The following is a 25,930-nucleotide window of genomic DNA, read 5'->3' as shown; positions in this document are numbered from 1 at the left end:
CTCAATAGCTTTATAAACTCAGAGATAACTTCAACACAGTTCCAACCCTGAGGCCTGAACTACACTCGATTCTCTTCTACCCCATGACAGGCAACCTGAGTACCATCATCAAGCAGTGTCAGTGTCGGGATCTCTTGCCTACAACGCTCGTTTGCATGGGGACAACGGCCATGAAACACGCAGCCAGTTGGTAAATTCACGGGGGTTGGCACCTCACCGCTAAGCTTGATGTAATCGGGGCGGTTATCTTCTAAACGGGGAATAGCCGACATTAACGCCTGGGTATAGGGGTGGCGAGGATTGGAAAAGAGCTGTTTTGTCGGCGCAAGTTCACACAAGGTGCCTAAATACATAACAGCAACCCGAGTACCAAAGTGCTCAACCACAGCAAGATCATGGGTAATAAACAAGTAGGTCAGGTTTCGCTGCTCTTGCGCCTCCATCATTAAATTCAGTACCTGCGCCTGAATTGACACGTCCAAAGCAGAAATGGGCTCATCTGCTACGATAAATTCCGGATCAACCGCTAACGCACGCGCAATACTGATACGCTGTCTCTGACCACCGGAAAACTCATGGGAGTAACGCTCTCCCCAGCTAGGGTCCACACCGACCGACAACATAACTTCTGCAATTTTGTCGCGAATTTCCGATGCTGCCATCGATGGATTATGGAAACGTATCGGCTCTTTCAGCGTTTCCATAATGGTCATACGTGGGTTCAAAGATGCATACGGATTTTGGAAAATCATCTGCATCTTTTTACGATAAGGCAGCATCTGCTTATCACTCAGATTATCAATACGTTCGCCACGATAAGAGATTTGTCCCGCCGTTGGGGTTAATAATCCCATTACCGTTCTGGCAACGGTTGATTTACCACAACCCGACTCACCCACCACACAAAGCGCTTCGCCCTTCATGACACTCAGGGATACCCCATTAATGGCGTGAACATACTCCTTGCGACGAGTTAGTTTTCCACCTTTAAATTGCAATTGATCCAGCAAATCGCCAGAGATAGAAAAGCGTTTGTACAGATCACTAATCTGTACAAGTGAATTATTCTGCTCTGCCATCTTCAAACCTCTTTTAACTGCAATTTGTCTTGCGCCGATTCAGCCATCATATGACAAGCAACCTGACAGTTACCCGAACGAGTGAAAGGCGGTAATGCCTGGTGACAGATATCCATCACGTATTCACAACGGGGGTTAAACGAACACCCTTTTGGAATATCCTGTAATGGTGGCATAGAGCCTTTAATCTGATTCAATTTCTGTCCGGGAATGGCCATCTGAGGTAAGGCATTCATTAACCCCTGGGTATAAGGATGCTGAGCATCATTAATCACCTCTTTCGTCGGGCCCTGCTCAATAATGCGCCCGGCATACATCACCAGCATGCGCTGCGTAACCTGCGAGACAACCCCTAAATCATGGGTAATCAGAATCAAAGCTACATTATTCTGCTCACAAAGATTGAGCATCAAATCCATAATTTCAGCTTGTATCGTCACATCCAGTGCGGTTGTTGGCTCATCAGCAATAATCAGATCCGGGTCGAGCAACAGGCCAATCGCGATAACAATGCGCTGTCGCATACCACCAGACAGTTCATGGGGATATTGATCCAAGCGTTTTTCCGGTGATGGAATTTGCACTTGTTGGAGTTTTTTTAAAGCAACACGCTTAGCATCGGCCTTAGACATCCGGCGATGTGCTAATAAACACTCGATCATCTGCACACCGATGGTCAACACCGGGTTCAGGGTCATCATAGGATCCTGGAAAATCATCGAGATACGATTACCGCGAATCGACCGCAACTCACCGGGGGCTAAACTAGCCAGATCTTTACCCTCGAAATGAACACTTCCTGAGGAAATGTGACCAGGACGGGATAATAGATTAATAATCGAGAACCCCAGTACCGACTTACCCGCTCCGGATTCACCAACGACCCCAAGACGCTCCCCACGTTCCAATGTAAAACTGACATCCCGTAATGCTTTGACCGCGCCACTACGGAGGCCAAAACACACATCTAAATTGTTAACTTCTAACAAAGGCATGTGTTACCCCTTATACAGTTTTGGGTTAAGTACATCGCGCATCCAGTCACCCAGCAGGTTCATCACCAGCACCAGTACAACTAGAACAACACCTGGAATAACGGTAATCCACCATGCGCCAGAAAAGATGTACTCAAAACCACTGGAGATTAACGACCCTAAAGAGGGTTGAGAAACCGGCATACCAAGCCCTAAAAAGGACAGAGACGCTTCAGATATGATCGCATTCGCGATCTGTACTGTAGAGATAACAAGAATAGGTGACAGGGTATTAGGCAAGATGTGACGGAACATAATTCTCAACCGTCCAAACCCCATCACTCTGGCGGCATCAACATACTCCTTCTTTTTTTCAGCCAGTACAGAGGCACGAATTGTCCGCGCATATTGCGGCCATTCGGCAATACCTATCACCAATATCAACATCAGCATGGCAAGCTGTTGATACAGTTCGGTACCAAAGGTCGCCTGGAACACCGCTAACACGATAATCGCGACCATGAGTGTTGAGAAAGACAACTGAATATCGGCTATGCGCATCAGAAAGCTATCGACTCTGCCGCCGAGGTATCCTGCGGTTAACCCAATAACGATACCCAGTAGCGCCTGCAACGCCACAGCACAGAGACCAATCATCAAGGATACCCGCGTGCCATAAAGAATTGTCGACAGCATATCCCGGCCTTGTGCATCAGTCCCGAGAGGAAAGCTCGCCTCACCCTCATCTTGCCAACTGGGTGGAATTTCTGAGTTCATAATATCTATTTGAGAAGCATCGTAAGGATCAAACGGTGCAATAAATGAAGCAGACATAGCCAGCACTGCATAGGTTACAAAAATGATAAAACTCAGTTGCGCCACGCGGTCTGCTTTAAAGCTATGCCAAAAATGAGATTCTTTAAAACGCTGTAATGCCGTAGGGTGCTGTTGCATATTTGGAGTAGACTCAGACATCATCATTTACCTGCCAGCTTCACTGTTGGGTTGACCAGACCGTAGATAAGATCAACCAGTGTATTGGTAACAACAAAGATGGCCCCGACCACAATCAGATAAGCGACAATCAATGGTGTATCGACGCGGTTTACCGCCTCGAGAAAAAGAAAGCCCATGCCAGGCCACTGAAAAACAGTTTCAGTCAGAATGGTGTACGCCACCATCGTACCGATCTGTACACCACCGACGGTAATAACCGGCAACATAGTATTTTTAAGTGCGTGCACAAAATAGATACGTCGTGGAGATATGCCTTTTGCCCAGGCAAACTTCACATACTCAGATTGCAGCACTTCCATCATTTCAGACCGAATCAAACGGATGAATAGTGGCAACATAATGGACGCTAATGTACAGCTGGGTAATATCAGGTGTTGTAAACCATCCACTGTTAACAGCCCGGTTTCCCAACCCATCACCGTTGATGTTTCACCCCGGCCATAAGAAGGTAACCAGTTCAATTCAATAGCAAACAGATAGATCAACCCGATCGCCGTTAAAAACACGGGAATAGAGATACCAATAATGCTTAATCCCATCACTGTTTTAGAAAACCAGCTCTGGGGATTAATAGCGGAATAAACACCGACAGGTACGGAAAAAAGAATGATAATAACAGTTGCGCCAAACACCAGTTCCAGTGTTGCAGGCAACTTGTTCATAATGACTTCAAACGCAGGTTTTTTAAAAAAGTAGGAGTCTCCCAGATCCCCCTGAACGGCTTTCTTAGCAAAACGAACATACTGCACAAGAAAAGGATCATTTAATCCCATCTCATCCCGCAATGCCTGGCGCTCTTCTTCTGATACTGCCTGCCCTACCAACTCTCTTAATGGATCTCCCAGATTGTCCTGGATTGAGAAACTAATGAGGCTGATGACAAACATAACAACAACCGCTTGAAAAAATCGTTTTACAAAAAACGCAATCATGATGATCAGCCTTAAAGTTTGACGATGCTATTTACAAAGTCAGAGGGTATCAGCTTGTTATTCTAACGGGGAGTACTCCCCCAAAGGCTGCGCGCAACACCTGAGTGCAAAATTGCATTCAGGTATTGCATAACGCGGGATTAAACTCAGAGGAGTCTACTCTTCGATAACGAGGTCTCCGATATAGGGGAAGTTCTGAACATTCACAATAGATTCTATGTCAACACCTTTGCGTGCACCCCAGCTCAGATTCTGCCAATGAAGTGGTACAAATCCAGCATCGTCATACACTGCTTTTTCCATCGCTTGCATAATACTGGCACGTTTTTCAGGGTCAGTAATCGCATTCGCCTCAGCCATCATCGCATCGACTTCAGGGTTACAGTAATTACCACTGTTATATTGCCCTGCACCTGTATCTTTATTCGCACAGGCGGATAAGAACTCAAAGAAATTATTGGTATCTTCGGTATCTGAATGCCAGCCAATCATCATCATATCTGCAGCACGTTCATCAAAGGCAGGCCAGTATTGAGCTTTTGGCACCGTTTTGAGATCAATTTTGATGTTTATTTTTGCCAACATAGACACTACTGCCTGAGCAATTTTTTCATCATTCACATAGCGGTTATTAGGTGCCATCATCGTAGCGCTGAAGCCTTCACTATATCCTGCTTCTTTCATTAACTCTTTAGCTTTCTTCAAATCATAGCGTGGAACTAATGCTGGATTATGGCCTAAATAACCTTGTGGCGAGAACTGAGCACCGGGAGTGGCAAAACCTTTCATGATTTTCTTAACAATACCTTCCTGATTTATCGCATAGTTAATCGCTTTGCGTACCCTAACGTCCTTAAAAGCAGCATTACGTTCCTGGTTCATCTGGAATGTAATAATACGGGTGCCACCCATGGTAACTAAATCAACATTATCATTACTTTTAATGCGCTCGTGATCCGTGGGTGGAACCGGAGCAATAAAGTCCACATCACCAGCCAACAACGCTGCTACACGGGTAGGAGCTTCCTTGATTGGGGTGAAAACAATCTTATCGACGTTGCCTGGAGACTTTTTATCCCAATAATCGGCGTTACGTTCAAATTCAACCCGAACACCCTGCTCACGATAAGAAACGGTGTAAGGGCCTGTGCCAGAAATGGTGCGTGACGCGAAAGAGTCCCCATGCTTTACCAGCAAATCCTTTGGTTTACCATTGGCGTCTTCTCCTGAAAAGAACACGCTATCCATAGGGAATAGGTAAGTCATATTATTCAGAATCAGAGGGAACGGCTTTTCAGTCACGAGGTCAAAAGTATAATCGTCGATGACATTAATGGCTTTAAACGGCGCGAAGACGCCCTTAAAGTCCGGTGAGTCTTGTAAGCGATGAAAAGTAAAAACAACATCTTTTGTTGATAGCTCATTACCACTATGGAACTTAACCCCCTTACGCAGATGAAAACGCATAGTATTCTCGTCAATACGCTCCCATTTTTCAGCCAGACGGGCCTCAAAACCTAAATTTCTATCCCAGCGTACCAGCGGGTCATACGTCATATGAGATAACTGTAATGTCCCTCCGGAAAGTTGCTCATAGGGATCAAGGGAAACAGGGTCGGCGTCATAAGCCATTCTTAATGTAGCAGCCTGTACACTGGCTATATTTAACGCAAGCGCTGCACCTGCGAATAGCAAAGCGGTCTTCTTCATCTCGGTATCCCTTGTTTGTTTTTAGGTAAGGTAATTCTAGTCATGCGGACTAAAACCAGACTACCGGAACCACAGCAACATACCTATTGAGATTACAAGTGAGCCTATACAGAATTTAAATAGGAAAATAAAACCATATTTTTCAACAAGTTGAAATAAAGACTGATAAACCTGAAAGCATCTATGACAAACAGGCATGTAATAAAAATCGCTTTGAAGGTATCTTGCGGAGCGTTTAAAAGCTTAATATTTCAGCATTTCACCGCATCATAAACTCACTGGCACGTTAACTTAAATTCTATTACTGGCGCGAATTAAACTCCCAGCCACATACCCTACTACTATTTTTCTGAGGGCTACTTTTTAATTCCATTTGGCACTTAGCAGACAGTCAAGTCTGACTAAGCGCTTCCAGACAGAATATCGAAACCGTTTTTTATGTGGGCTTTTTACTTCTGACAGGTGTCCGTTTTCTGCCACTGGCCGTTTTTTTAGCGGCAGGCTTTTTAGAGGAAGTGGCACTACGGCTGCCGCTAGTTCGCCGTTTCTTAGGCGCAGGGCTCAACGCTTTCAACGTATCAGGGATAACGACCGCAGCGGACTGAGCAATCAACTGGTGCAGACGCTCTGTCAGTGGCTGCATAAAGTGGTTGTAGCTGCTTTCCTGCTGACTGATTCTGCTCAGCTCCGACTCCCAGAGTGCTGTCATATCCGGGGTGGTGGCGCTCTCAGGCAGACAATCGACCAACGCACGCCCCACTGTTGTAGAACGGATCGTTTTCCCCTCTCTGGCAAAAAATCCACGGGTAAACAGGAGTTCGATAATACCCGCCCGGGTCGCTTCTGTGCCCAGTCCGTCGGTCTCTTTTAACACCTTGCGAATCTCAGGATCAGTCACATAGCGACTGATCCCGGTCATCGCTGCCAGCAAGGTCGCATCGGTGAAGTACTTGGGTGGTTGGGTGTTTTTCTCTTCCAGCAGCCCCTCGATGCAGCGTAACGGCTGCCCTTCTGACAATTGCGGCAGCGAACTATGTTTCGCGTCAGAGGAGGACAGCAGCTGTTTCCAGCCGGAATTAATCGTCTGATGCGCCGTAGCGATAAACTGACCGCCCGCGATAGTCAGATCGACCCGGGTATCGTCATACTCGTAAGGCGGCATAAACTGGGCCAGATAATAACGACTTACCAGGTCATATATCTGGCTTTCCTGTTGACTCAGAGAGGCAAGATTAGCCTGCCGGGTGGTCGGGATGATCGCGTGGTGCGCACTGACTTTCTTGTCATTCCAGGCCGATGATCTTCGAGCAATATCGAACTGCGGCAGAAACGCGGCCAGTGTCTGCTGATTAGACGTAATTGCATTCATCACATCTGCAGCCTGCACAAAATGGCCTTCTGGCAGATAGCGACAGTCAGAACGTGGATAGGTGAGCAATTTATGTCGTTCGTAGAGAGCCTGACAGGTGTCGAGCACGGCTTTAGCACTCATACCGAAACGTTTCGCGGCCTCTATCTGCAACGCTGAAAGGTTAAAAGGCAGCGGCGCATTTTCCCGTTTACGCTTCTCGGTGAGTTTGACAAGCTCTGCCGGCTGTCCCTTGATTCTTGAGATAACATTCTCAGCCAGCTTACGGTTTAACACCCGCCCTTCTTCATCCTGATAGGGCTGACAATTCTCGCTCGGTTTCCAGCGCGCCTGAAAACGCTCGCCAGCCTCTGTCTCAATCACCGCATGGACTTCATAGAACGGTTTTGACACGAAGTTCTCAATCTCTTTATCACGACGAACTACCAGACCCAGCAGTGGCGTCTGCACCCGACCCACCGACAGCACACCGTTATAGCCAGCCTTCCGCCCCTGAATACTGTAGGCCCGGGTCAGATTAATGCCGTAGATCCAGTCCGCGCGGGAGCGCGCCAAAGCCGACACAGATAACGGTATAAATTCAGAATTCAATTTAAGACTTCCCAGTGCAGCGCTCACCGCCTTAGGGTTAAGGTCACTGATTAACAGCCGCTGGGCGGTTCGCTTCTTGGTTTCACTGGCCCCCAGATAGTTAATCACCTCATCCACCAGCAGTTGACCTTCCCGATCGGGGTCGCCCGCATGTACCAGCTGCTTCGACTGGCGAATCAGTTTGCGCAATACCGTCAGTTGCGAGCGAGTCTGGCTGCGAGGCTTTAACTTCCACTCGTCGGGGATAATCGGCAGGCGTTCAAAGCGCCAGGGCTTAAAATCAGGATTGTAGTCCGCAGGATCGGCCTGTTCGAGCAGATGCCCCAGGCACCAACTGACACAATCGCCGTTGCCCAGCTCAATAAAACCGTCCTGTTTTTTATGGGGTTTGGGTAAAACATCAGCGATCGCCCGGGCCAGGCTGGGCTTCTCTGCAATGTATAGGATCATATTGTCAAAATACTGGTTAAATATACAGATAAGTTATCTTAATTTCCCCCCCGACGCCAGTTAAGGGCACAAAAAAAGCAGCTAACGGCTGCTCTTTTCATTAATCTGATTTATCAAAACAGGCGCTATCAGGCAGCCTGAGCGGTCACGTAGGACTGTTCGAGATAGTGAATAATGTCAGACGATTCATACATCCAGCGCACTTCGCCATCTGCCTCGTCGATTCTCAGGCAAGGCACTTTAATTCTACCGCCACCTTCCAAAAGTTCCTGACGATAAAGATCGACTTTTTTTACATCACGCAGTTCTATGTTCAGGCTATTGCGGCGCAGAGCACGGCGCACCTTAACGCAGAAAGGACAAGCTTCATATTGATACAGAGACAGGTTAGCCGTACGCAGATCCAGTGCACGCTGCTCCTCCGGCGCTCGTTTAAACGGTCGGGGACTGAAAACAAAGTTCAACAGCAGGATAATCCTGCCCAGAAACCAACGAATAAATGCCACTTCACTAACTCCTCAATTCGGGCCTGATGGCAACCGGTTAATTCGTGCCATAGTATATCACCACCTATACAAATTATTTCCTTAAAAAAAACAGGGCTTAACGCTCAGCACTTTGATTGTATAATGTGAAATTATTACTACAGTTAGCTGAACTTATCTTTCGCTTACAGGTCTACCCTGTCCAGCTTTACCTGAAAACCAGGTTTCGGTTTTAGGGGGGGGAAAGCTGAACGTCTATACAAACAGGAACAACATGAATTTGTTAAATCGACTCCCGAAAAAAACTTTAGTCGCCGGTCTTTTCGCAATTGCTATCTCTGCTCCGGCCTCGGCCGCTAATTATGTCAGTGACGATGTTTATACCTTCTACCACGGAGGCCCGGGGACAGAGTACCGGATTACCGGCAGAATACGCAGCGGTACGCCCGTGACGGTTCTCAGCCGTAATGAGAAAAGCGACTTCATCCAGATTAAAACGCCAAGCGGCAAAGTGGGCTGGATGCCAGCGGATAAAATATCCTCGGGCACCAGCATGGCCGATCGTTTTCCTAAACTGGAGGATCAGCTGAAGCAGAATGAAGCCAATCTGGCTACCCAGGCTGAAGAGATCGCGGCCCTGAAGCAGCATAACCAAAGCCTTACAGGCCAGAACGCGGGCAATGCAGGAAAAGTCGCCGCCCTGGAAGAGGAAATTGTCAGCCTCAACCGCACCATTAATGGTATGGATGAAAGCAATCTGATGAAGTGGTTTACCTATGGCGGTTTAGTCGCATTTGGCGGTTTAATGCTGGGACTAATGATACCCTACCTGCCTAAACGCAGAAAACGCCACGATACCTGGTAACAGACAACAAAAAAGGGTGGCATCAGGCCACCCCTTTTATTTATAACCTGTTTCACAACCGGCTTAACTGGCTACCAGGAAAGCGCACTATATAGCCCGACTAAGCTTAACGATGGGTTATCTTCAGTTGTTCATCCAGACAGACTACCAACTGATCATCGGTGTCCCTGAGACGTCGGCTAAGATCACGCGCCATGTTCATGAAAATCAACACATACTGTTCAGGATCAGCCTGATAGACTGAAAACAGCTGATCCGCTTTGATCTCCACCGCTCTGCAGGGTTCCAGCGCTTTGACGATGCCGCTACGGGGATAAACCCCCAGCAAAGCCATGGCACCAAAACACTCGCCTGGCAAAAATGAGCGTATCTGATGCTGATGGCCTGACTCACCCACCTTAAACAGGGCGGCACTACCCGTCTCTACGATAAACGAAGAATCTCCCCGTTCGCCCTCGAGAAAGAACGGTTCGCCTGCCTCACGCTCAACATAATGGCTACCTTCAAGTATCAACTTGACGATATCTTCACGCAATCCACCAAATACCGGCATATCTCTCAGCCGGTGGATCGGAATATTCTCTGGCACAGTGTTACCCGTTCATCTCTTTGTATGTATCATTTTAAACCAAGAATACTCCAACGATAACCTCTGTCTATCTAAAACATTAAAAAAGGCAATTGGCACTGAACTTGGTAAACTGTTTCAATACATTCAAACAGATTTAAGGAGAGCAATATATGCAACGAATTACTATATTTGGTCGCAAAGGTTGCGGCTTTTGTACCCGCGCCAAACAACTATGTGAAATGAAAAACCTGGATCATCTGTATATCGATATCCACGAGAAAGGCATCACCAAAGAGGACCTGGAGAAAACGGTCGGTAAACCGGTTGATACCGTTCCTCAGATCTTCCACGGCCAGGAACACATCGGCGGTTTCACTGAATTTGCAGCCTTTGTAGACGCTCAGGAAGCTAACGCCTGACCCTTTCTCCTGAACTCTCTGGTTCTGACGAATACAGAACCCGCGAGTTCACCCCTGACAAGTCCCGGCAGACTGCCACAGACGCCAGCTTAAACCGCTGGCCCTTTCAGTCCGTCGTTGACTTCCTTTAATCAATGCATGGGTTGTCGCATGCAGCACAAACCTTGTTTTCGCCCGGGTGATGCCCGTATAGATCAACTCTCGGGTGAGTAACGCACTGTCTTCCGCGGGCAGTATCATCACCACCTGGTCAAACTCTGACCCCTGACTCTTATGCACCGTCATTGCGTAGACTGTTTCGTGCTCTGGCAGTCGTCCGGGAAGAAAGCCTTTGATCTCGCCATCCGACAGTTCAAACCAGACCCGTAGCTTACCCCTATCATCAGGAGCGGCAATGCCAATATCACCGTTATAGAGGCCCAACTGGTAGTCATTGCGGGTAATCATGACCGGGCGACCGCTATACCATGCACCGGTAACAGTGATCAGTTTTTGCCGCTGTAACTGCGCCTCTATCGCCAGATTCAGCCCCTCAACACCGTAAACGCCCTGACGCACCACCGCCAACAGCTGGAGCTGATTAAACGCCAGCAGCAACTGCTTCGGCTCGCCACCATTGTGCATTAATTGAAGATAGGTTGCATAACCGTTGGCTACCTCAGTCACCATCTGTTGATAACCACTCTCTGACAGCGGGACAAAACCGATATCACCCAGGTTCTCACTCAACAAACGAGCCGCCTGCTCACCGTCACCACAATTAACCGCCCGGGCCAGCTGACCGATGCCGCTATGCTGATCAAAGCGGTAACTTTTTCGTAGCAACGCCAGCGCATCCGCAACCGGATTACTGCCGGGCGCAGATGGCGGATCCTGCAGATCGCAAACATTTTGCAGGTAATTTAACTGCTCCTGGCTGTAACAGAGTTCACCGGTGACCTCCTGCTGCTGCCAGGCACAGATATCGCCCAGCACACTGCCCGCCTCCACCGAAGCCAACTGATCCCGGTCACCGATCATCACCAGCTGAGCATGAGCAGGCAGAGCATCCAGCAACCGGTAGATCATCGGCAGATCGATCATCGAGGCCTCATCAACCACCAGCAGATCAAGATGCAGTGGGTTATTACGGTTATGCCGGAAGTTTTTACTGTCCGGCCGTGGCCCCAGCAGACGGTGCAACGTCACCGCCTGATCGGGGAGCATGGCTCGCACCGCATCACTGGCATTCAGGGCCTGCTGTGCACTTTGCAACGACTCACTCAGCCGGGCGGCGGCTTTACCGGTAGGCGCGGCCAGGCGAATCACAGGGGCGCGCTGCATCCGCACACTAAACTGCTCGGCATAGAGACTCAGCAAGCGCGCAACCGTGGTTGTTTTACCGGTTCCCGGCCCCCCGCTGATCACGCTGAAACGGCGGCTAAGCGCCACCGCCACCGCCACCTGCTGCCAGTCCGTTTCGCCGGGGTCAGGAGCGTTAAATAGTCGCTTCAGACCCGCACGGATCGCGGCACGGTCCGTGTCAACCGGGGCTGTCAGGGTCAAAATAATATTAGCCACTTCGGTTTCGTAATACCAATAGCGGTAGAGATAAAGTCGACCATTACTGCAGACCAGTGGGGTTTCACAACAGCCATCGGAGATCACGGCATAGCTCAGCACCCGGGATTCAGACATCGCCCGCAACAGTCGCTCTGCCCTCTCCCGCAGTGTTGTCGGCCAGCTGTCGAGCAGAGCAGCAACACCCGCCAGCGACAGGCAGACCTCTCCGCGGCCTAACTGCCAACTCACCAGCGCGGCCAGCAGTGCTAATAGCTCACCGTCATCCGTCTGACTCTGTAACTGCCTCTCGGCTTGATCGCGCAGCTCTTCACTGAGAATAAAGCGGGCAAACTGCAGATCCAGCGGCCGTATCAGCTGCAACTGACGTAACTGATGCAATAGTTCCATTACTGCCCCTCCCTGAACAGGCGATCCAACTGCTCGACTAACTCAATCGAGGGTCGGCAATGGAATACGCCGCTGTCCGGCGAACCCGCTCGCATCCCCCGCAAAAACAGATAGAACACCCCGCCAAAGTGATCTTCATAGCGATAATCGGGTAAGCGGCTCTGCAGCAGCCGGTGCAACGCCAGAGTATACAACTGGTACTGCAGATCATATCGATGTTCTATCATGGCGTTATCCAGTGCAGTGCCGCTATACAGTTCGGGTTGATTGCCCAGATGGTTCGATTTGTAATCAAGAATGTAATAGCGCCCCCGGTATTCAAACACCAGATCGATAAATCCCTTCAGCATCCCTTTGAGGGTATCAAACTCGAGCGCTCCGGCCTGCTGTGACAGTGGGTCATACTGGCGGATAATCTGATTCAGCCGTGAGGCATCCAGCCCGTTGGATGGCAGCATAAACTCCATCTCCACCAGCCGATGCCGCGTGCCAATATCCGCCAGACGCGGTGGCAAGTAATCCGCCGTATCATCCGGCACCCCCAACGGGGTAAACAACACATCATCCAGCAACTGTTGCAGTACCGGTATCCAGCGGGTTTCATAGCCAGCGATCTGGCATTTCTGCTCTAACAGTTCAACCAGACCGGTACGATGATCGGTAAAATCGATCACCTCAAACAGCTCATGCAGAAAGGTGCCCGCCTGTGCGCCTTTGGGAAAGCTGAAAATATCATCGGTGCTTTCGAGTAACTCCGTTTCAGGCTGGTTTTTCTCATCGATCACTTCCAGATCCAGCCCCGGCAACGCAGGTGCACTGCTGTGATGGCTGACCAGTGCAGAGTAGCTGGAGATCCGCCAGTCACGCCGCAGCCGACGTTGAAATTTTCGCGCCACACACACCGGCGCAGCCGCCTCAGGCAGGTCAAACAGACCACGTTGCTGATCAGTCGTCGGCGGAGGCGATAAACGCATCGTCTTGCCAGAGCAGAGTTTATCCAGCTGTGCCTGCAGATCGGCATCACTGTCTGCGCCATTGAGCAGCAGGTAACCCAGTGCCGTGCGCTGTAAACCACTTTTACGCGACTGACCATCGGCAATACTCGCCAGGCCGATATAGCAGCCGTACACCGAGCGGGTCAGCGCCACATAGAGCAGTCGCAGATCTTCCGCCAGGCGTTCCCTTTCGGCCTGTGCCAGGCTATCCGGGTCTTTGCGGTCCAGATGGAAACAGAGACGATCATTCTCATCATGGAAAAGCGGCTCGCGGGCTTTGACGAAAGTGCAGGCAAACGGCAGGAACACCAGCGGATATTCCAATCCCTTACTTTTGTGAACCGTAATCACGGTCACCAGCCCTGAATCACTTTCCAGACGTAAACGTTGTTCATCGCTCTCGCCGTTGGGATTCATCAGTTGGTCGCCGTACCAGCGAAGCAACGCGGAGATGCCCTCCTGCTCGGTGCTGGCACGCTGCAGAATCTCACCCAGATGCAGCAGATCGGTAAGCCTGCGCTCCCCCTGAGGTTGTTGCTGCAGGGTTTCAGCCAGTTTACGGCTGCGCATCAGGCGACGCAGCATCGGTAGCACACCCAGCTGCAACCATTTTTCGCGGTAATCGCTGAACTCTGCGACCAGGGTCTCCCATAACTGCTCATCGGTGCTTAGCTGATCCAGCCAGCTGGCCGGATAGTTAAGCAGCGAGGTCGCCAGCGCGGCTCTCAGACGACTCTCATCCTGCGGTTCTGCCACCGCCTGCAGCAGCAGCAACAGATCAAACGCCTCGCGACTGCTGAAGACACTGTCACGTCCACTCAGATACACACTGTGAATGCCTCTGTCAGACAGCGCCTCCATCACTGCAGCCGCCTCCCCCCGGTTGCGCACCAGAATAGCGATATCATTTGCCTGCAGCACCTGTTCGCCAATCAGCGCCTGACCTTCAGCGGCCGCCCGTAATTTGCTGTCAATATCACAGGCACAGGCGGCAGCCATCTGCTGCAGATAGTCCTGCCGGGAGACAAAATCCTCCCCGGAATACCAGAACTGCAGCGCAGCCGGTGCTTTGCCATAGAGCGTAAAGGGGGTTTTATCCGCTTTGCCCGCCTCTTTTACCGGCAGAAAGGGGATATCGTCGTTATAGATAAAGGGTGAACTACTGTTAGCAAACAACTCATTCACCGCGCTTATCATCGTTTTCGATGAGCGCCAGTTGACCTCCAGGGTATAGTGATCGGTAACCTCCCGACGGGCTTTAATATAGGTGAATATATCAGCTCCGCGAAAGCCATAGATCGCCTGTTTCGGATCACCGATCATAAACAGGCCCCTCTCGGGACTATCGGGATAGAGGGTGCTGAAGATGCGGTACTGCAGCAGGTCGGTATCCTGAAACTCATCGATCATCGCCACCGGAAACTGCCGTCCAATCGCCTCAGCCAGCAAACCACTGCCATCCTGTTGCAGCGCCGCGTCCAGCTGACTGAGAAGATCGTCAAATGACAGCAGCCGGTAATCCTGCTTCAGTTTGTTAAAGCGCTGCTCAACCTGCTGACGAATAGTGGTCAGCAGTAGCTCCCGCAGGGGCAGCCGGTGCTCGAAAAATGCTTCACACAGATTAAATAAGGGGTGTTCCGGCACCTGTTTCCCGGCCGGCGTTTTTTCTACCAACAGTGCCGGACAGAACTTAGCGATCTCAGTTTCAGGGAGTGTGCGGCGCTCACCCCGGGCATAGGCATAGATCTCTGCCAGCCAGTTGGGCACAGAGGTCTTGCGATAGCTGTTTTTATTCACCCCGGAGGCCTGAATCAGCTCAGCAAGATCGACATCTGCCTGTTCCAGGTGATCAAGCCACTGCTGCCGGAAACCCCTCAGCCAGGCCTGACTCTCCTGCCACTGCTGTTGCAGGTTATCGGTATCAAGCTGGGGAATCAGTTGCAGAGCGGGTTTTCCCAACAGTGGTCGTAGCTCAGACTGCAGTTTATCCGGGCCGGGCCAGAGTTGCTGAATCGCTTCACTCAGATCGTTGTCTGCCGGATAGATAAGCTCGCGCCAGCAATCCAGCAGCGCCTGTCGCAGTAACGGACCGGTGTCGGTGATCAGTTCAGTTTCAAACAGGCTGCCACTTTCAAACGCATGCTGACGCAGCATCCGCTGGCAGAAACCGTGAATGGTGAAAATGGCCGCTTCATCCATCTGCCGGCCAGCATACTCAAGTAGCCGGGCAGAACGTTGCAGGTCATCCTGCTGATCGCGTAACTGCTGCAAAAAAGGATCGCTGCTCGCTGCCCCGCGGAACACCAGATAGGCGTCCTGAATGCGGCTGCGAATCCGGTCGCGTAACTCTTCGGTGGCCGCTTCGGTAAAAGTCACCACCAGAATCTGATCAACCCGCAACGCTGACTCAAGCCCATCAGGCCCGAGCAACAGGCGCAGATAGAGCGCTGTGATGGTGTAAGTTTTACCAGTACCGGCACTGGCTTCGATCAGGCGGCGGCCCGATAGTGGAAAAAGCAGCGGGTCGAGAATCTGCACTTCACTCATCTTCACTCTCCCCGTCACCCTGCTGTAACGCCTCGGCCTGTGGCCGGTAAAGCAACTCTGCGAGCGCCACGAATCGCGGCCCCAGCGCGTTATAATCGGGATAGACCCGGTTAATATAGAGATCACGGGATTCGCCCATCTGGGTATAGGCATCGAGGTTAAAGCACTTCTGTGCCTCTTGCAGCGCTCTCTCTTCACCTTTGTCCAGGGTCTTCGATTCCAGTATCCAGGCGGTGTCCGCCGGTAGCGGCAAGGGCTCACGCATCCCCTGTCGGTAGGCGTTGAGCCACTCCTGCAGATAATCCAGCGCCCGCCCCTGCTCTAACGGATCAAACCAATGTCGGCCGTTGAGTCCAAAAAAAGAGGATTGCAGCGGATAGCCACTGGCGCAGAGCACCAGATGCTCCAGCCATAACTGCACGATGTCCCGCCCCTTGGCATTGGCGGCCCGGTAGCGTACCAGGCCACTTGAGTGCAGCCCGGTGAGCCAACCGCTCAACATTATCCCGGCGATATTCAGTTGACACTCAATACGCCCAGGCTGATCAATATGCGGACGGATCTTATCCGCCATCTCCTGACAGTCATGCCGCAATTTGCGGGTTTGTAACTCAGCGGCAATACCCACCGGCAAGAGTCCTGAGGCAACAATGCGCTCAAAAAAGCTCTCCTGCTGTTCGCTGAGCGCCGCATCGAGAAGCTGCTGTTTCAATTGATAGGCACTCAGACCATCAATCTGGAACGGCTCTTCATCCTGCAACTCAACCGCAGTGAAATTGAAGTAGACCTTCAGTCGCCGCTGGAAAAAATGTTTCACCGGATTGCGGGCGAAGGCCAGCAGTTCAGTGAGTTCCAGCTCGGTTAACTCTTCAGCATCTAACGGTCGAACCATAAAACTCTGTTCCGGGTCGCCCTCGCGATGTAGCAGCGGCAACCACTCTTCGGCATAACTAAACAGTGGCGAGCCTGAGGAAAAATAACGTTCATTAAAGGGCTGAAGCGGGTGCTGGGTGAGCAGCTGTTGCTTCAGATCACCGGCATCAGCACTGCTGTCTGATGGGTTCTCTAAAGAGTAGTTCTGCTGGCAGTATTCAAGCAGTTCGCTCACCAGCACCGAGGGCACTTTAGGGCTGTTGTCCTGCACGCTGCGACCGATATAGCTGATATAGAGGGTCTGCCTGGCAGACAGCAGCGCTTCAAGAAACAGATAGCGGTCATCATCACGACGGGAACGGTCACCCCGTTGCGGATGTTCCGCCATCAGGTCAAAGCCCATTGGCGCTATCGCCCGTGGATAGACACCATCATTCATCCCTAACAGACAGACCACCTTGAATGGGATAGACCGCATCGGCATCAGGGTACAGAAGTTAACGGCACCGATCATAAAGCGCTGGCTGGCGCGGCTGTTGCCCAGTTCAGCGGTCAGATAGTCACGAATAATTGCCCAGCTGAGCGGTTGCTGATAGCAGCTGTCACTGAGTTGTTGCTGTAGCTTTTCTAATACCTCGCGCACCTGACTGAGCAGAATCTCATCCTGCTCATCCGGCTGGTAGGCACGCTGCAGGATGTCGTTGATCACCTCAAACCACTCGGTGACCGGCTTATCCTGCTGTAATCGTTCACAACAGAATTCCAGCAGTTCAATAAACTCTGCCAGTTGCCCCAGATCTTCAGCTTCCAGCCCCTCGATTTCAGCGTAAGGGTCGATGCCATGCCACAGCGATTCGCTCTGTCCCATAGCAAATCCCGCCAGCATCCGCCGCAAACCAAACCGCCAGCTGTTCTGTTCAAACCCTGGCAGGCCCTGTTTCACGCGCTGTTCAGCATCAATGCCCCAGCGGATCTGACAGGCATCAATCCAGCGGCAGATGCGTTCAAAACGGTCACCGTCAAGATTGAACTGCCGCAGCACCGCAGGCACTTCAAGAATTTCCAGCACCTCGGATACCGTTACCCGGCTTTCAGGCAAGCCCAACAGGCGCAGAAAGCTCAGCAACAACGGGCTCTCCTGCTGCAGTGTCCGGTCAGAGATTGAAAATGGAATGAAACGTTCAAACGGCGCGTTACCAAACACCGCTTCAATGTAGGGAGCGTAGGCAGCCACGTCCGGCATCATAATGATGATATCCCGGGGAGAGAGATCCGGCTGTTCATCCAGCATCGCCAGCAGCTGATCATAAAGCACCTCAACCTCACGCAGCGGGCTGTGAGCGCTGTGCAGCTGCAGCGAGCGGTCTGCGGCGGGTAAGATTCGCTTCTGGCTCTGTTCCAGCACCCCATCAGCGGAGCGGTCCTCAAGCTCGAGAATATCCTGCTGCACCGATTGCAACAGCGATGCCCGGCCGCAATCCTCAAACAGCTCGATCTCCGGGGCCGCCAGATCCTGTATCTGATGCAGGTAATCCCGGCCCAGCTTACCCATCGACGACAGAATAGGATTACCGTGGCTATGATACTGTTCTGACAGCGTATCAATACTCATACCGGGCTTGGATAACCAGCGCTGATTAAGCCGGGCAAGGTATTTGGGGTCGACAATATCACCCCAATAATACTGACAGGGATTGCACACCATCAGGTGAACATCAATGCGCTGCCCAAGCGCCTGCAGGGCTTCAACAAAGTTTTGCGGCAATGCAGAGATACCAAAAACAAATAGCCGCGCAGGAAGCTGCGAGAGATCAAACTGACCGGCGTTCAGGGCATCGACGAAACCGTTGAACATATTGCCCCGGTGCCAGTGAGACAGCCCCAAGCCGAGAATATGCTGTTGCAGGGTGCGCCAGAGAATTGGTTGCCAGGGCTGTGTGCGGGTGATATCGGGCAGATCATCGCCGTTTTCCCAACTGGCAATCCAGTCAGGCCGGTATACCAGATACTGGTCAAAGATATCTGCGATTTTACCGCACAGTTGATACAGCTTGTATTGCCCTTCATCCTGTTCAAGATAGCGTTGCAACGGGGCAAACTCAGCCATGCTCAACTGCTGAGGTAACAGTTCCATCAACCCCCAGGTCAGCGCTTCTTTGTTAAAAGCGGACCGCATGGGTACATCTTTAAGCACGGTAGTAAAGCTGCTCCAGAGAAAACTGGCTGGTAGGGGGAAATCCATATTCGCGGCGATCTGTAGCTTTTCAGCCAGCTCCAGCTTCAGCCATTGGGCCATGCCGGGGCTTTGCACCAGAATGGTTTCCGGCTGGAAGGGATCGGTCAGAGGATGGTTACTTATCAGCTGTACTAACAGATCTTTTTGCAGATCAAGCTTATTGGAATGATAGATCTGAAACATTCAGCCCGCCCTGTTAATCCTTTGATTTTACGGACTGTAAGAATACCTGATGCGGCGACGGGGATGAACCGGTTTTATCGCTTAGCCGAACAGGTCAGCAGGTTCAGGGGCGGCATCCGGGGTAACTGATCCGGCTGGAGCGGCAATCTCAGGAACGGTTGGGGCTTGTACCGCCAGCTTATCCGCTTCAGGTAGCTCCCATACCTGCTCTGCAGATTCAATTTTAACCACCCCATCAAAACGGTTACACAGATATTTAACCGCGGTATCGAAGTCTTCGATCTCACACAGCATGACGCCACCGCGATCTGTTTCAGTGGTAAACAGGTAACTTTTCATCGACTCATTCCAACATCAGTTATGGGCTGCATTGCACTACACTTTGGCATATGACACAAGTCCCGAAAGGGTTATAAACTAATAACCAGAAATTTTCTTGACGGAATTCAGATCCCGGCCAATACTGAAATTCCCTGCTAATGAAGCATATTTCAGGACGTTAAAAAGTGTTATAGGTTGTACAAGGTATACTAGAAAGTGAAGCAAGTCGTTTCAAGGCGGGGGTTCCCCAGTAGCGTAATGTAAAATCATCAACATTTGTTCATCAACATTAATTGGGCCACAGACATGAGTCTGTGGCCCCCTTTTTTATCAATCAACTTTTACGCTCAATACCTGTTTCACCCTCTCTGCAGATGATGAACGACAGGCTTACGATAAACAAAAATAACCAGCACCGCCCAGATCAGTACCGGAATCATCAGGGTATTTAACATCTGCCATCCCAGCGTCGATTCAAGCCAGCCAGAACTGAATGCGGACACGGTCACCATACCAAAGACTAAAAATTCATTCGCCGCCTGACTTTTAGCCTTTTCGGCAGATCGGTAAGCGGAGGTCACCAGTTGCGTTGCACTGATAAACATAAAGTTCCAGCCTACGCCTAGCAGCGCCAGAGCTGCCCAGAAGTGCCACTGACTCACGCCATGCAGGTTGCACGCGATGCACAGCAACATCAACAGCGCTCCCAGCACCATCACCGGCAGCAAACCCAATCTGGCAATGATTCTGGGCGTAACAAATGAGGGCAGAAACATCCCCAATACGTGCCATTCAATCACCCAGGCCGACGTACTGAAGTCAAAACCACAGCGAGCCATCGCCACCGGGGTGACCGTCATAATCAGATTCATCACTGCATAGCTGACCATGGCGATAGTGACAGCGACAATAAATACCGGCTGCAGAATAATCTGAGTTATCGGCCGGGCGTCCTCCTGCACTTGCGAGGTTGTAACCGGTGTTGGCATACGCACAAAAGAGAGCAGTATCAGAGCGATGACATAGAGCAGCAACAAACCAATGAAAGCGCCGGTAAAAACACTGTCATCCAGCCAGCTACGACTGCTTATCGCAAGGTTAGGACCTAATACTGCAGCGATGACACCGCCCGCCATCACTAATGAGATCGCCCGGCTTTTTTGCTCATCAGGACAGGCTTCTATCGCCGCAAAACGGTATAACGTGCCGAATCCAATGCCGATACCCAGTAGAAAAGTACCGCTACAGAACAGCATGAACTGTCCCTGCTGCAGGGCAAAAATACAGCATAGTGCCCCGAGTATGCCGACACTATTGCCCAGATAGAAACCGTTCTTCCTGCCAATCCGGGCCATTACTAATGAAGCAGGTATGGTCGCACACATCAAACCAACAAACTGCATCGCAACTGGCAGCGTAATAAGCCCGGGGGATGGTGCCAGCTGCTGGCCAATCAACGCATTGACGGAGATAAGCAGTACGTTACCGGTGGTCAGTAACGCCTGACACAGCGACAACAGTATGACGGTGATATTCATATTTTGCCCTGAAGCACTGACTTATCGATATAGATGCCGCCATCGGCGTCCAGCACCCCGCTCTGTATCAGCAGATGACGCACGCCATCATGTTTTAGTGCCGGCTCAAGGGGGTCAAAGGCCCGCCCCAGAAACGGCAGAGACTCCAGCCAGCTACGTTTCCAGCGACACTCATCCGATACCACCCAGCTAACCCCGCTCAGACTAAGACTAAGATTATCCAGATAAGCCTGTTCATCACCGGTCATCCACAGGGCTGTTGCATCCAGATGCAGATACTCATCCGCATTATATTCGAGATACTGCTGCCAGTAATCGAAGTAGGTATCGCAGCGGTTGGCAAGCAAACTCTTAAAGCGCTCAGCAGCACGCTGATAACGTTGCAGTGCCTCTGTTTTAGTGCAGATAAGCGTGGTGTATTCACAGGTTTGTTCACCCTCATGGCTGTAAACCTTTTGCATCTGCAGATCGCTCTGCTGAAACAGCATCAACCAGCACAGCGGCAACTGATAACCAGAGCTGGCCAGCTGGCGGTAACCACCATCACCGTTGATACTCGACGGTAAGGTTTTATGGCTATGAAGACTGGTACGCTGAAACATTCATAATCCCTGTAACACAGATCACTCAACTGACATGGGTGCTAACCAACTCAGCGACAAAGGCTGATTGACTCAGAAAAATGGGAGGCTATAACAAGATATAGTCAGACGAGCCTGACTGACGTCGCCATTATAGCGGGTTGTATTTTAAAAGCATCAGTGAAACCACCTCAATCCGCCACCGTTTCAATCTGCAACCGGTCCTGTCCGCCAATGCGGATAATCTGACCGTCGGTGGTGGTAAAGCTACGCTCCTGCAGTTCAGACTTATGCACCTGATAGTAAAGCGGCTCACTGCTCTGAGGTGAGATCAGCGTTACTCTGAGCAGTTGATTGCCGTCAATCCAGCGGTACACAAAGAACCCCACCGTCAGCGTAAACGACACCAGAACAAACAGTATAGCGATCGTTTTAACCGGCGTATCACTACTCACAGGTTCTGTTTTCACACGCGGCCGCTGCGGTGTATTGCGGTTCATACGGCGTCTCAGATAGAGGTAGGCCAGCACAATTACCAGTAGTGTCAGTAATACTTTTGTTACCATTACCAGGTTACCCTATCCGCTGTACGAAGAGGTCTCATTGTCCATAGCCGGGCTGAAACTGCAATACTAACCCCGGGGAAGGACGAAACTGTTGAGTGCAAATGTGCGCCGCTCACTCCTAAAAGAGCACAGTGCACTCAAACTGGTCAACATAAAGACTTCGCAGTGCAACAAAAACCTGTTTTACTTGGTTTCTGTCCGAATACTTCATTGAAAGAGTAACCAGACTACGTTAGGGTTTACGCCTATAACAGTAAGCAAAAACATGAATAAACAGCACCCGCTAGTCGATGACTGGTGAGTGCTGACCGATAAGCACCAATTGCGATAATAATCATTGCGCTACAGAGAGGAATTACTAATGGATGAACTGCACGGTTACTACCTGGAAGATCTGGAAGTCGGCATGAGTGCCTCTTATGCCAAGACGATCTCCGAGGCCGATGTGTATATGTTTGCAGGCATTTCCGGTGACAATAACCCGATCCATATTAATAGTGAATACGCGGCTACCACTCAGTTTAAAAATCGCATCGTCCACGGAATGTTTTCTGCGGCATTGATATCAACCGTTGCCGGTACCCGCTTACCAGGGCCTGGTGCGATCTATATCGATCAGTCTATTCAGTTCAAAGCACCGGTTTACATTGGCGATACTGCTAAAGCATCGGGCACAATTGAAGAGATTGATGAAAAACGTCGTCGTGTGAAAATGCGCACCGATGTCCATGTCGGCGACAAGCTGGTGGCTACCGGCTATGGCATTTTCATGGTTGATAAACGCCCTGCTTAATCGCATCTTCTTAGCCAGTTTTACCCGATACAAAAAAGCCTGCTAAATATAGCAGGCTTTTTTATGCATTAGAGAAACCTTCAGCCGTTTTGTGCTGAGAAATCCAGCATCCGCTGCAGCGGACGTCGGGCATCATCGATCAGCGACTCATCCACCAGAACCTCGTCGGTGCCATGCTCAAGCGCACTAAGCACATTCTCAAGGCCGTTCATCGCCATCCAGGGACAGTGTGCACAGCTGCGACAGGTTGCACCTGAACCGCCCGTGGGTGCTTCGATAAACTCTTTATCCGGTGCGGCCTGGCGCATCTTATAAAAGATAGCCCGGTCAGTGGCGACAATAAACTGCTTATTCGGCAGGTCCCGTGCAGCATTGATAATCTGCGTGGTTGAACCCACCACGTCTGCCAGCTCTACGACTGCATCTGGCGACTCAGGGTGCACCAGCACCGCAGCATCGGGATAGACTTTTTTCAAATCCAGCAGCCGCTGCGCCTTAAACTCTTCATGAACAATACAGGCGGCATCCCACATCAGCATCTCGATACCGGTTTGCTTCTGCACATACTCGCCCAGATGTTTATCGGGAGCCCAGATAATTTTCTTACCCTGATCAGCCAGATGTTCAACGACTTTCAGGGCGATACCGGAGGTCACCACCCAGTCCGCGCGCGCTTTAACTGCAGCGGAGGTATTGGCATAGACAACCACTTCATGGTCTGGGTGAGCGTCGCAAAAGGCAGTAAACTCATCTGCCGGGCAGCCGATATCCAGTGAACAGGTTGCTTCCAGGGTTGGCATCAACACGCGTTTTTCGGGATTCAGAATCTTCGCTGTTTCCCCCATAAACTTCACCCCAGCTACAAGCAACGTAGTAGCCGGATGGTTAGCACCGAAACGGGCCATCTCCAGAGAGTCAGATACACAACCACCAGTCTCATCTGCAAGCTGCTGCAACACTTCATCGGTATAGTAATGCGCCACCAGACAAGCATCCTTCTCGATCAGAAGTTGCTTGATACGGTTCTTGTATTCTTCCTGTTTTTGCAGATCCAGCGTCCCCGGAAGGTGCTCTTTGGCAAAATGTTCCTGGACCAGAATACGATCTGAAAGCTCTTGATTATTCAACATTCACAAATATTCTTAATTAGGTAATGAAATGGTAACGGAGTTGAAACAAACAGATATTATACCATCACTGTAATACTGAAAATGTTAATTCTCTGTAAAGGATCAGTAAAAATAACAAAAAAGGAGCCTTTTCAGCTCCCATTTCCAGATAGGTATGGCTATTTAATTGGTCAGTTAATCTTCAACTGAGTTATCAAACAGCCACGTAACGCGTCGGATCGGCCACACCTGCATCCTCAAAGCCTTTCGCTCTTAATCTGCAGCTGTCGCATACACCACAGGCACGCCCATCATCATCGGCCTGATAGCAGGAAACGGTCAGACCGTAGTTAACCCCCAGACGCGTGCCTTCACTAATGATCTGCGCTTTAGTCAGGTCGATCAGTGGCGTTTCAATGGTAAGCCTCTCACCCTCTACACCGGTTTTAGTCGCCAGGTTTGCCATATGCTCAAACGCTGCAATATATTCAGGGCGACAATCAGGATAACCAGAGTAATCAACGGCATTCACACCGATAAAAATATGCTGTGCATGCAGCACTTCTGCCCAGGCCAGTGCCAAGGACATGAACACGGTATTACGTGCAGGCACATAGGTGACGGGAATCCCCTCCTCCTCATGATCAGGCACATCAATACTATTATCCGTCAGCGCAGAGCCACCAAAATCTTCAAGATGCAGGCGCACGATCCGATGCTCTTTAACATTAAGATCTGCTGCAATTTTCTTGGCAGCTACCAATTCAGTCTGTGAACGCTGACCATAATCAAAGCTCAACACATAGCAGTTAAAGCCACGCTCAGCGGCCATCGCCAACGCTGTCGCGGAATCAAGGCCGCCGGATAACAATACAACAGCATTGTTGGAGGGAGTACTCATCGTAAAACCTTAAAGATGTTTAGTGGTTATCGTTTCAGATAATCGCGGGCCAGGTTGGCCGCAGAACTATCGGGATAACGTGAGATCGTTGAATTGAACATTTCATTTGCTTTAGCCTGATCACCCATCTGATGATAAATCACGCCAAGCTTATAGGCTGCATCAGCCGCTTTTCGGTGCTCAGGGAAAGTTTGCAATACTTTCTCAAACGCCGTTTTAGCCGGTTCCAGTTTCTGCTCTGCGAGATTCACCTCACCCACCCAGTAATAGGCGTTAGGTAATCGCGCACTGTCCGGATAAAGCTCAATGAATTTATCGAATGCCTTAAGCGCAGCCGGGAAATCTTTTTGCCGCACCAGTCCAAATGCTTCCTGATATGCCTGACTATCTGTCGGCGTACTATCGGAGGCGGGTAAAGGTACCGGTATCGGTTGTGTGGCTGCTGGTGTCAATGAAGAATCACCTGAGCCTGTTTGAGGAGATGGCACAGATGAGCTCTGTCCAATAGAGCTTTGTCCAGCAGAACTTTGTCCACCGGAGCTTTGTCCACCAGAGCTTTGCCCAACAGCGATTCGGCGATCAAGATCACGGTAACGGTCGCGTTGTTGCTGCTCCATCTGCCGAATCTGATATTGCTGCTGCTCGACCATACCCCGAAGGGAACGTACCTCATCCTGCAGTTGTTGTAACAGCATCAGTGTATCACTGCTACCACCACCAAACTGACCCGAGGAACGAGCGACTGTTGACCGGTTTGCAGAACTATCATCCATCTGCAGCTCAATCACGGGAACGGGATCCGCCGCTGAAGCACCGGCGCTAAAGAGCACCAGTGCAGCAGTAAGGCTATATGTTTTGCGCATAGACACTAACGA

21 protein-coding genes are annotated in these 25,930 nt (G+C 50.5%); 3 read left to right on the top strand and 18 right to left on the bottom strand.

Annotated features, from left to right (window positions below):
• Positions 1-59: 59 nt before the first annotated feature.
• The 7 genes from Q0499_RS04375 to Q0499_RS04345 all read right to left on the bottom strand — a co-directional run bounded on the left by Q0499_RS04375 (position 60) and on the right by Q0499_RS04345 (position 8,628).
• Complete coding sequence (locus Q0499_RS04375) at positions 60-1,079, bottom strand: oligopeptide/dipeptide ABC transporter ATP-binding protein (RefSeq protein WP_299196682.1); 1,020 nt, start codon at positions 1,077-1,079, stop codon at positions 60-62.
• Between the two features lie 2 nt (positions 1,080-1,081).
• On the bottom strand, positions 1,082-2,074 hold the full coding sequence (locus tag Q0499_RS04370; protein WP_299196679.1) for an ABC transporter ATP-binding protein: 993 nt from the start codon (positions 2,072-2,074) through the stop codon (positions 1,082-1,084).
• Between the two features lie 3 nt (positions 2,075-2,077).
• Complete coding sequence (locus Q0499_RS04365; protein ID WP_299196677.1) at positions 2,078-3,028, bottom strand: ABC transporter permease; 951 nt, start codon at positions 3,026-3,028, stop codon at positions 2,078-2,080.
• A gap of 2 nt (positions 3,029-3,030) precedes the next feature.
• Complete coding sequence (locus tag Q0499_RS04360; protein ID WP_299196675.1) at positions 3,031-4,002, bottom strand: ABC transporter permease; 972 nt, start codon at positions 4,000-4,002, stop codon at positions 3,031-3,033.
• 156 nt (positions 4,003-4,158) lie between these two features.
• Complete coding sequence (locus Q0499_RS04355) at positions 4,159-5,712, bottom strand: ABC transporter substrate-binding protein (protein ID WP_299196673.1); 1,554 nt, start codon at positions 5,710-5,712, stop codon at positions 4,159-4,161.
• A 436-nt stretch (positions 5,713-6,148) separates the two neighbouring features.
• A complete protein-coding gene (locus Q0499_RS04350) occupies positions 6,149-8,122 on the bottom strand; it encodes a DNA topoisomerase III (RefSeq protein WP_299196662.1) in 1,974 nt (657 codons plus the stop codon).
• Positions 8,123-8,250: 128 nt separating this feature from the next.
• Positions 8,251-8,628 carry a glutathione S-transferase N-terminal domain-containing protein gene (locus Q0499_RS04345; protein WP_299196661.1) on the bottom strand — a complete coding sequence of 126 codons (378 nt, stop codon included), beginning with the start codon at positions 8,626-8,628 and terminating at the stop codon, positions 8,251-8,253.
• A 253-nt stretch (positions 8,629-8,881) separates the two neighbouring features.
• Here Q0499_RS04345 and Q0499_RS04340 point away from each other — a divergent pair, with 253 nt between their 5' ends.
• Positions 8,882-9,472 (top strand): TIGR04211 family SH3 domain-containing protein, encoded by a 591-nt coding sequence (locus tag Q0499_RS04340; protein WP_299196659.1) that lies wholly within the window; start codon positions 8,882-8,884, stop codon positions 9,470-9,472.
• Positions 9,473-9,578: 106 nt separating this feature from the next.
• Here the strand turns inward: Q0499_RS04340 and Q0499_RS04335 are convergent, their stop codons facing one another.
• Positions 9,579-10,061: a Crp/Fnr family transcriptional regulator gene (locus tag Q0499_RS04335; RefSeq protein ID WP_299196656.1), complete on the bottom strand. Its 483-nt coding sequence runs from the start codon at positions 10,059-10,061 to the stop codon at positions 9,579-9,581.
• A 152-nt stretch (positions 10,062-10,213) separates the two neighbouring features.
• On the opposite strand from Q0499_RS04335, the gene Q0499_RS04330 reads away from it, so the two are divergent.
• Positions 10,214-10,462 (top strand): GrxA family glutaredoxin, encoded by a 249-nt coding sequence (locus Q0499_RS04330; RefSeq protein ID WP_299196650.1) that lies wholly within the window; start codon positions 10,214-10,216, stop codon positions 10,460-10,462.
• 48 nt (positions 10,463-10,510) lie between these two features.
• Here Q0499_RS04330 and recD read toward each other — a convergent pair whose 3' ends face one another.
• The 7 genes from recD to Q0499_RS04295 all read right to left on the bottom strand — a co-directional run bounded on the left by recD (position 10,511) and on the right by Q0499_RS04295 (position 22,252).
• Positions 10,511-12,412 carry an exodeoxyribonuclease V subunit alpha gene (recD, locus tag Q0499_RS04325; protein ID WP_299196642.1) on the bottom strand — a complete coding sequence of 634 codons (1,902 nt, stop codon included), beginning with the start codon at positions 12,410-12,412 and terminating at the stop codon, positions 10,511-10,513.
• A complete protein-coding gene (recB, locus tag Q0499_RS04320) occupies positions 12,412-15,954 on the bottom strand; it encodes an exodeoxyribonuclease V subunit beta (protein WP_299196639.1) in 3,543 nt (1,180 codons plus the stop codon). Before recB ends, recD begins: the two co-directional genes overlap by 1 nt.
• Complete coding sequence (gene recC, locus Q0499_RS04315; RefSeq protein ID WP_299196637.1) at positions 15,947-19,246, bottom strand: exodeoxyribonuclease V subunit gamma; 3,300 nt, start codon at positions 19,244-19,246, stop codon at positions 15,947-15,949. Before recC ends, recB begins: the two co-directional genes overlap by 8 nt.
• A gap of 81 nt (positions 19,247-19,327) precedes the next feature.
• Complete coding sequence (locus Q0499_RS04310; protein ID WP_299196635.1) at positions 19,328-19,585, bottom strand: hypothetical protein; 258 nt, start codon at positions 19,583-19,585, stop codon at positions 19,328-19,330.
• A 341-nt stretch (positions 19,586-19,926) separates the two neighbouring features.
• Complete coding sequence (locus Q0499_RS04305; protein WP_299196634.1) at positions 19,927-21,105, bottom strand: MFS transporter; 1,179 nt, start codon at positions 21,103-21,105, stop codon at positions 19,927-19,929.
• Positions 21,102-21,707 carry a hypothetical protein gene (locus tag Q0499_RS04300; protein ID WP_299196628.1) on the bottom strand — a complete coding sequence of 202 codons (606 nt, stop codon included), beginning with the start codon at positions 21,705-21,707 and terminating at the stop codon, positions 21,102-21,104. The genes Q0499_RS04305 and Q0499_RS04300 overlap by 4 nt, the downstream gene beginning before the upstream one ends.
• A gap of 170 nt (positions 21,708-21,877) precedes the next feature.
• The gene (locus Q0499_RS04295) at positions 21,878-22,252 is read right to left on the bottom strand and encodes a hypothetical protein (protein WP_299196620.1); all 375 of its coding nucleotides are present in this window, start codon (positions 22,250-22,252) and stop codon (positions 21,878-21,880) included.
• A 361-nt stretch (positions 22,253-22,613) separates the two neighbouring features.
• Here Q0499_RS04295 and Q0499_RS04290 point away from each other — a divergent pair, with 361 nt between their 5' ends.
• On the top strand, positions 22,614-23,045 hold the full coding sequence (locus tag Q0499_RS04290) for a MaoC family dehydratase (RefSeq protein WP_299196618.1): 432 nt from the start codon (positions 22,614-22,616) through the stop codon (positions 23,043-23,045).
• An 80-nt stretch (positions 23,046-23,125) separates the two neighbouring features.
• On the opposite strand, the gene nadA is transcribed toward Q0499_RS04290, so the two are convergent.
• The 3 genes from nadA to ybgF all read right to left on the bottom strand — a co-directional run bounded on the left by nadA (position 23,126) and on the right by ybgF (position 25,918).
• Positions 23,126-24,175, bottom strand: a complete 1,050-nt coding sequence (gene nadA, locus Q0499_RS04285) for a quinolinate synthase NadA (protein WP_299196616.1) — start codon at positions 24,173-24,175, stop codon at positions 23,126-23,128.
• 193 nt (positions 24,176-24,368) lie between these two features.
• On the bottom strand, positions 24,369-25,055 hold the full coding sequence (gene queC / locus Q0499_RS04280; RefSeq protein ID WP_299196609.1) for a 7-cyano-7-deazaguanine synthase QueC: 687 nt from the start codon (positions 25,053-25,055) through the stop codon (positions 24,369-24,371).
• Positions 25,056-25,081: 26 nt separating this feature from the next.
• Positions 25,082-25,918 carry a tol-pal system protein YbgF gene (gene ybgF / locus Q0499_RS04275; protein ID WP_299196601.1) on the bottom strand — a complete coding sequence of 279 codons (837 nt, stop codon included), beginning with the start codon at positions 25,916-25,918 and terminating at the stop codon, positions 25,082-25,084.
• Between the last annotated feature and the right edge of the window lie 12 nt (positions 25,919-25,930).

Source organism: uncultured Amphritea sp. (assembly GCF_937127095.1).
Lineage (GTDB): Bacteria > Pseudomonadota > Gammaproteobacteria > Pseudomonadales > Balneatricaceae > Amphritea.
Note: the sequence above shows the minus strand (reverse complement) of the source record. Positions and strands in the feature narration are given on the sequence as shown.

Coding starts and splice junctions, on each gene's coding strand:
- ybgF (WP_299196601.1), bottom strand. CDS start 25,918: ATGCGCAAAACATATAGCCTTACTGCTGCACTGGTGCTCTTTAGCGCC.
- queC (WP_299196609.1), bottom strand. CDS start 25,055: ATGAGTACTCCCTCCAACAATGCTGTTGTATTGTTATCCGGCGGCCTT.
- Q0499_RS04370 (WP_299196679.1), bottom strand. CDS start 2,074: ATGCCTTTGTTAGAAGTTAACAATTTAGATGTGTGTTTTGGCCTCCGT.
- recC (WP_299196637.1), bottom strand. CDS start 19,246: ATGTTTCAGATCTATCATTCCAATAAGCTTGATCTGCAAAAAGATCTG.
- Q0499_RS04295 (WP_299196620.1), bottom strand. CDS start 22,252: ATGGTAACAAAAGTATTACTGACACTACTGGTAATTGTGCTGGCCTAC.
- Q0499_RS04340 (WP_299196659.1), top strand. CDS start 8,882: ATGAATTTGTTAAATCGACTCCCGAAAAAAACTTTAGTCGCCGGTCTT.
- Q0499_RS04375 (WP_299196682.1), bottom strand. CDS start 1,079: ATGGCAGAGCAGAATAATTCACTTGTACAGATTAGTGATCTGTACAAA.
- recB (WP_299196639.1), bottom strand. CDS start 15,954: ATGAGTGAAGTGCAGATTCTCGACCCGCTGCTTTTTCCACTATCGGGC.
- Q0499_RS04350 (WP_299196662.1), bottom strand. CDS start 8,122: ATGATCCTATACATTGCAGAGAAGCCCAGCCTGGCCCGGGCGATCGCT.
- Q0499_RS04310 (WP_299196635.1), bottom strand. CDS start 19,585: ATGAAAAGTTACCTGTTTACCACTGAAACAGATCGCGGTGGCGTCATG.
- Q0499_RS04355 (WP_299196673.1), bottom strand. CDS start 5,712: ATGAAGAAGACCGCTTTGCTATTCGCAGGTGCAGCGCTTGCGTTAAAT.
- recD (WP_299196642.1), bottom strand. CDS start 12,412: ATGGAACTATTGCATCAGTTACGTCAGTTGCAGCTGATACGGCCGCTG.
- Q0499_RS04360 (WP_299196675.1), bottom strand. CDS start 4,002: ATGATTGCGTTTTTTGTAAAACGATTTTTTCAAGCGGTTGTTGTTATG.
- nadA (WP_299196616.1), bottom strand. CDS start 24,175: ATGTTGAATAATCAAGAGCTTTCAGATCGTATTCTGGTCCAGGAACAT.
- Q0499_RS04330 (WP_299196650.1), top strand. CDS start 10,214: ATGCAACGAATTACTATATTTGGTCGCAAAGGTTGCGGCTTTTGTACC.
- Q0499_RS04365 (WP_299196677.1), bottom strand. CDS start 3,028: ATGTCTGAGTCTACTCCAAATATGCAACAGCACCCTACGGCATTACAG.
- Q0499_RS04300 (WP_299196628.1), bottom strand. CDS start 21,707: ATGTTTCAGCGTACCAGTCTTCATAGCCATAAAACCTTACCGTCGAGT.
- Q0499_RS04305 (WP_299196634.1), bottom strand. CDS start 21,105: ATGAATATCACCGTCATACTGTTGTCGCTGTGTCAGGCGTTACTGACC.
- Q0499_RS04290 (WP_299196618.1), top strand. CDS start 22,614: ATGGATGAACTGCACGGTTACTACCTGGAAGATCTGGAAGTCGGCATG.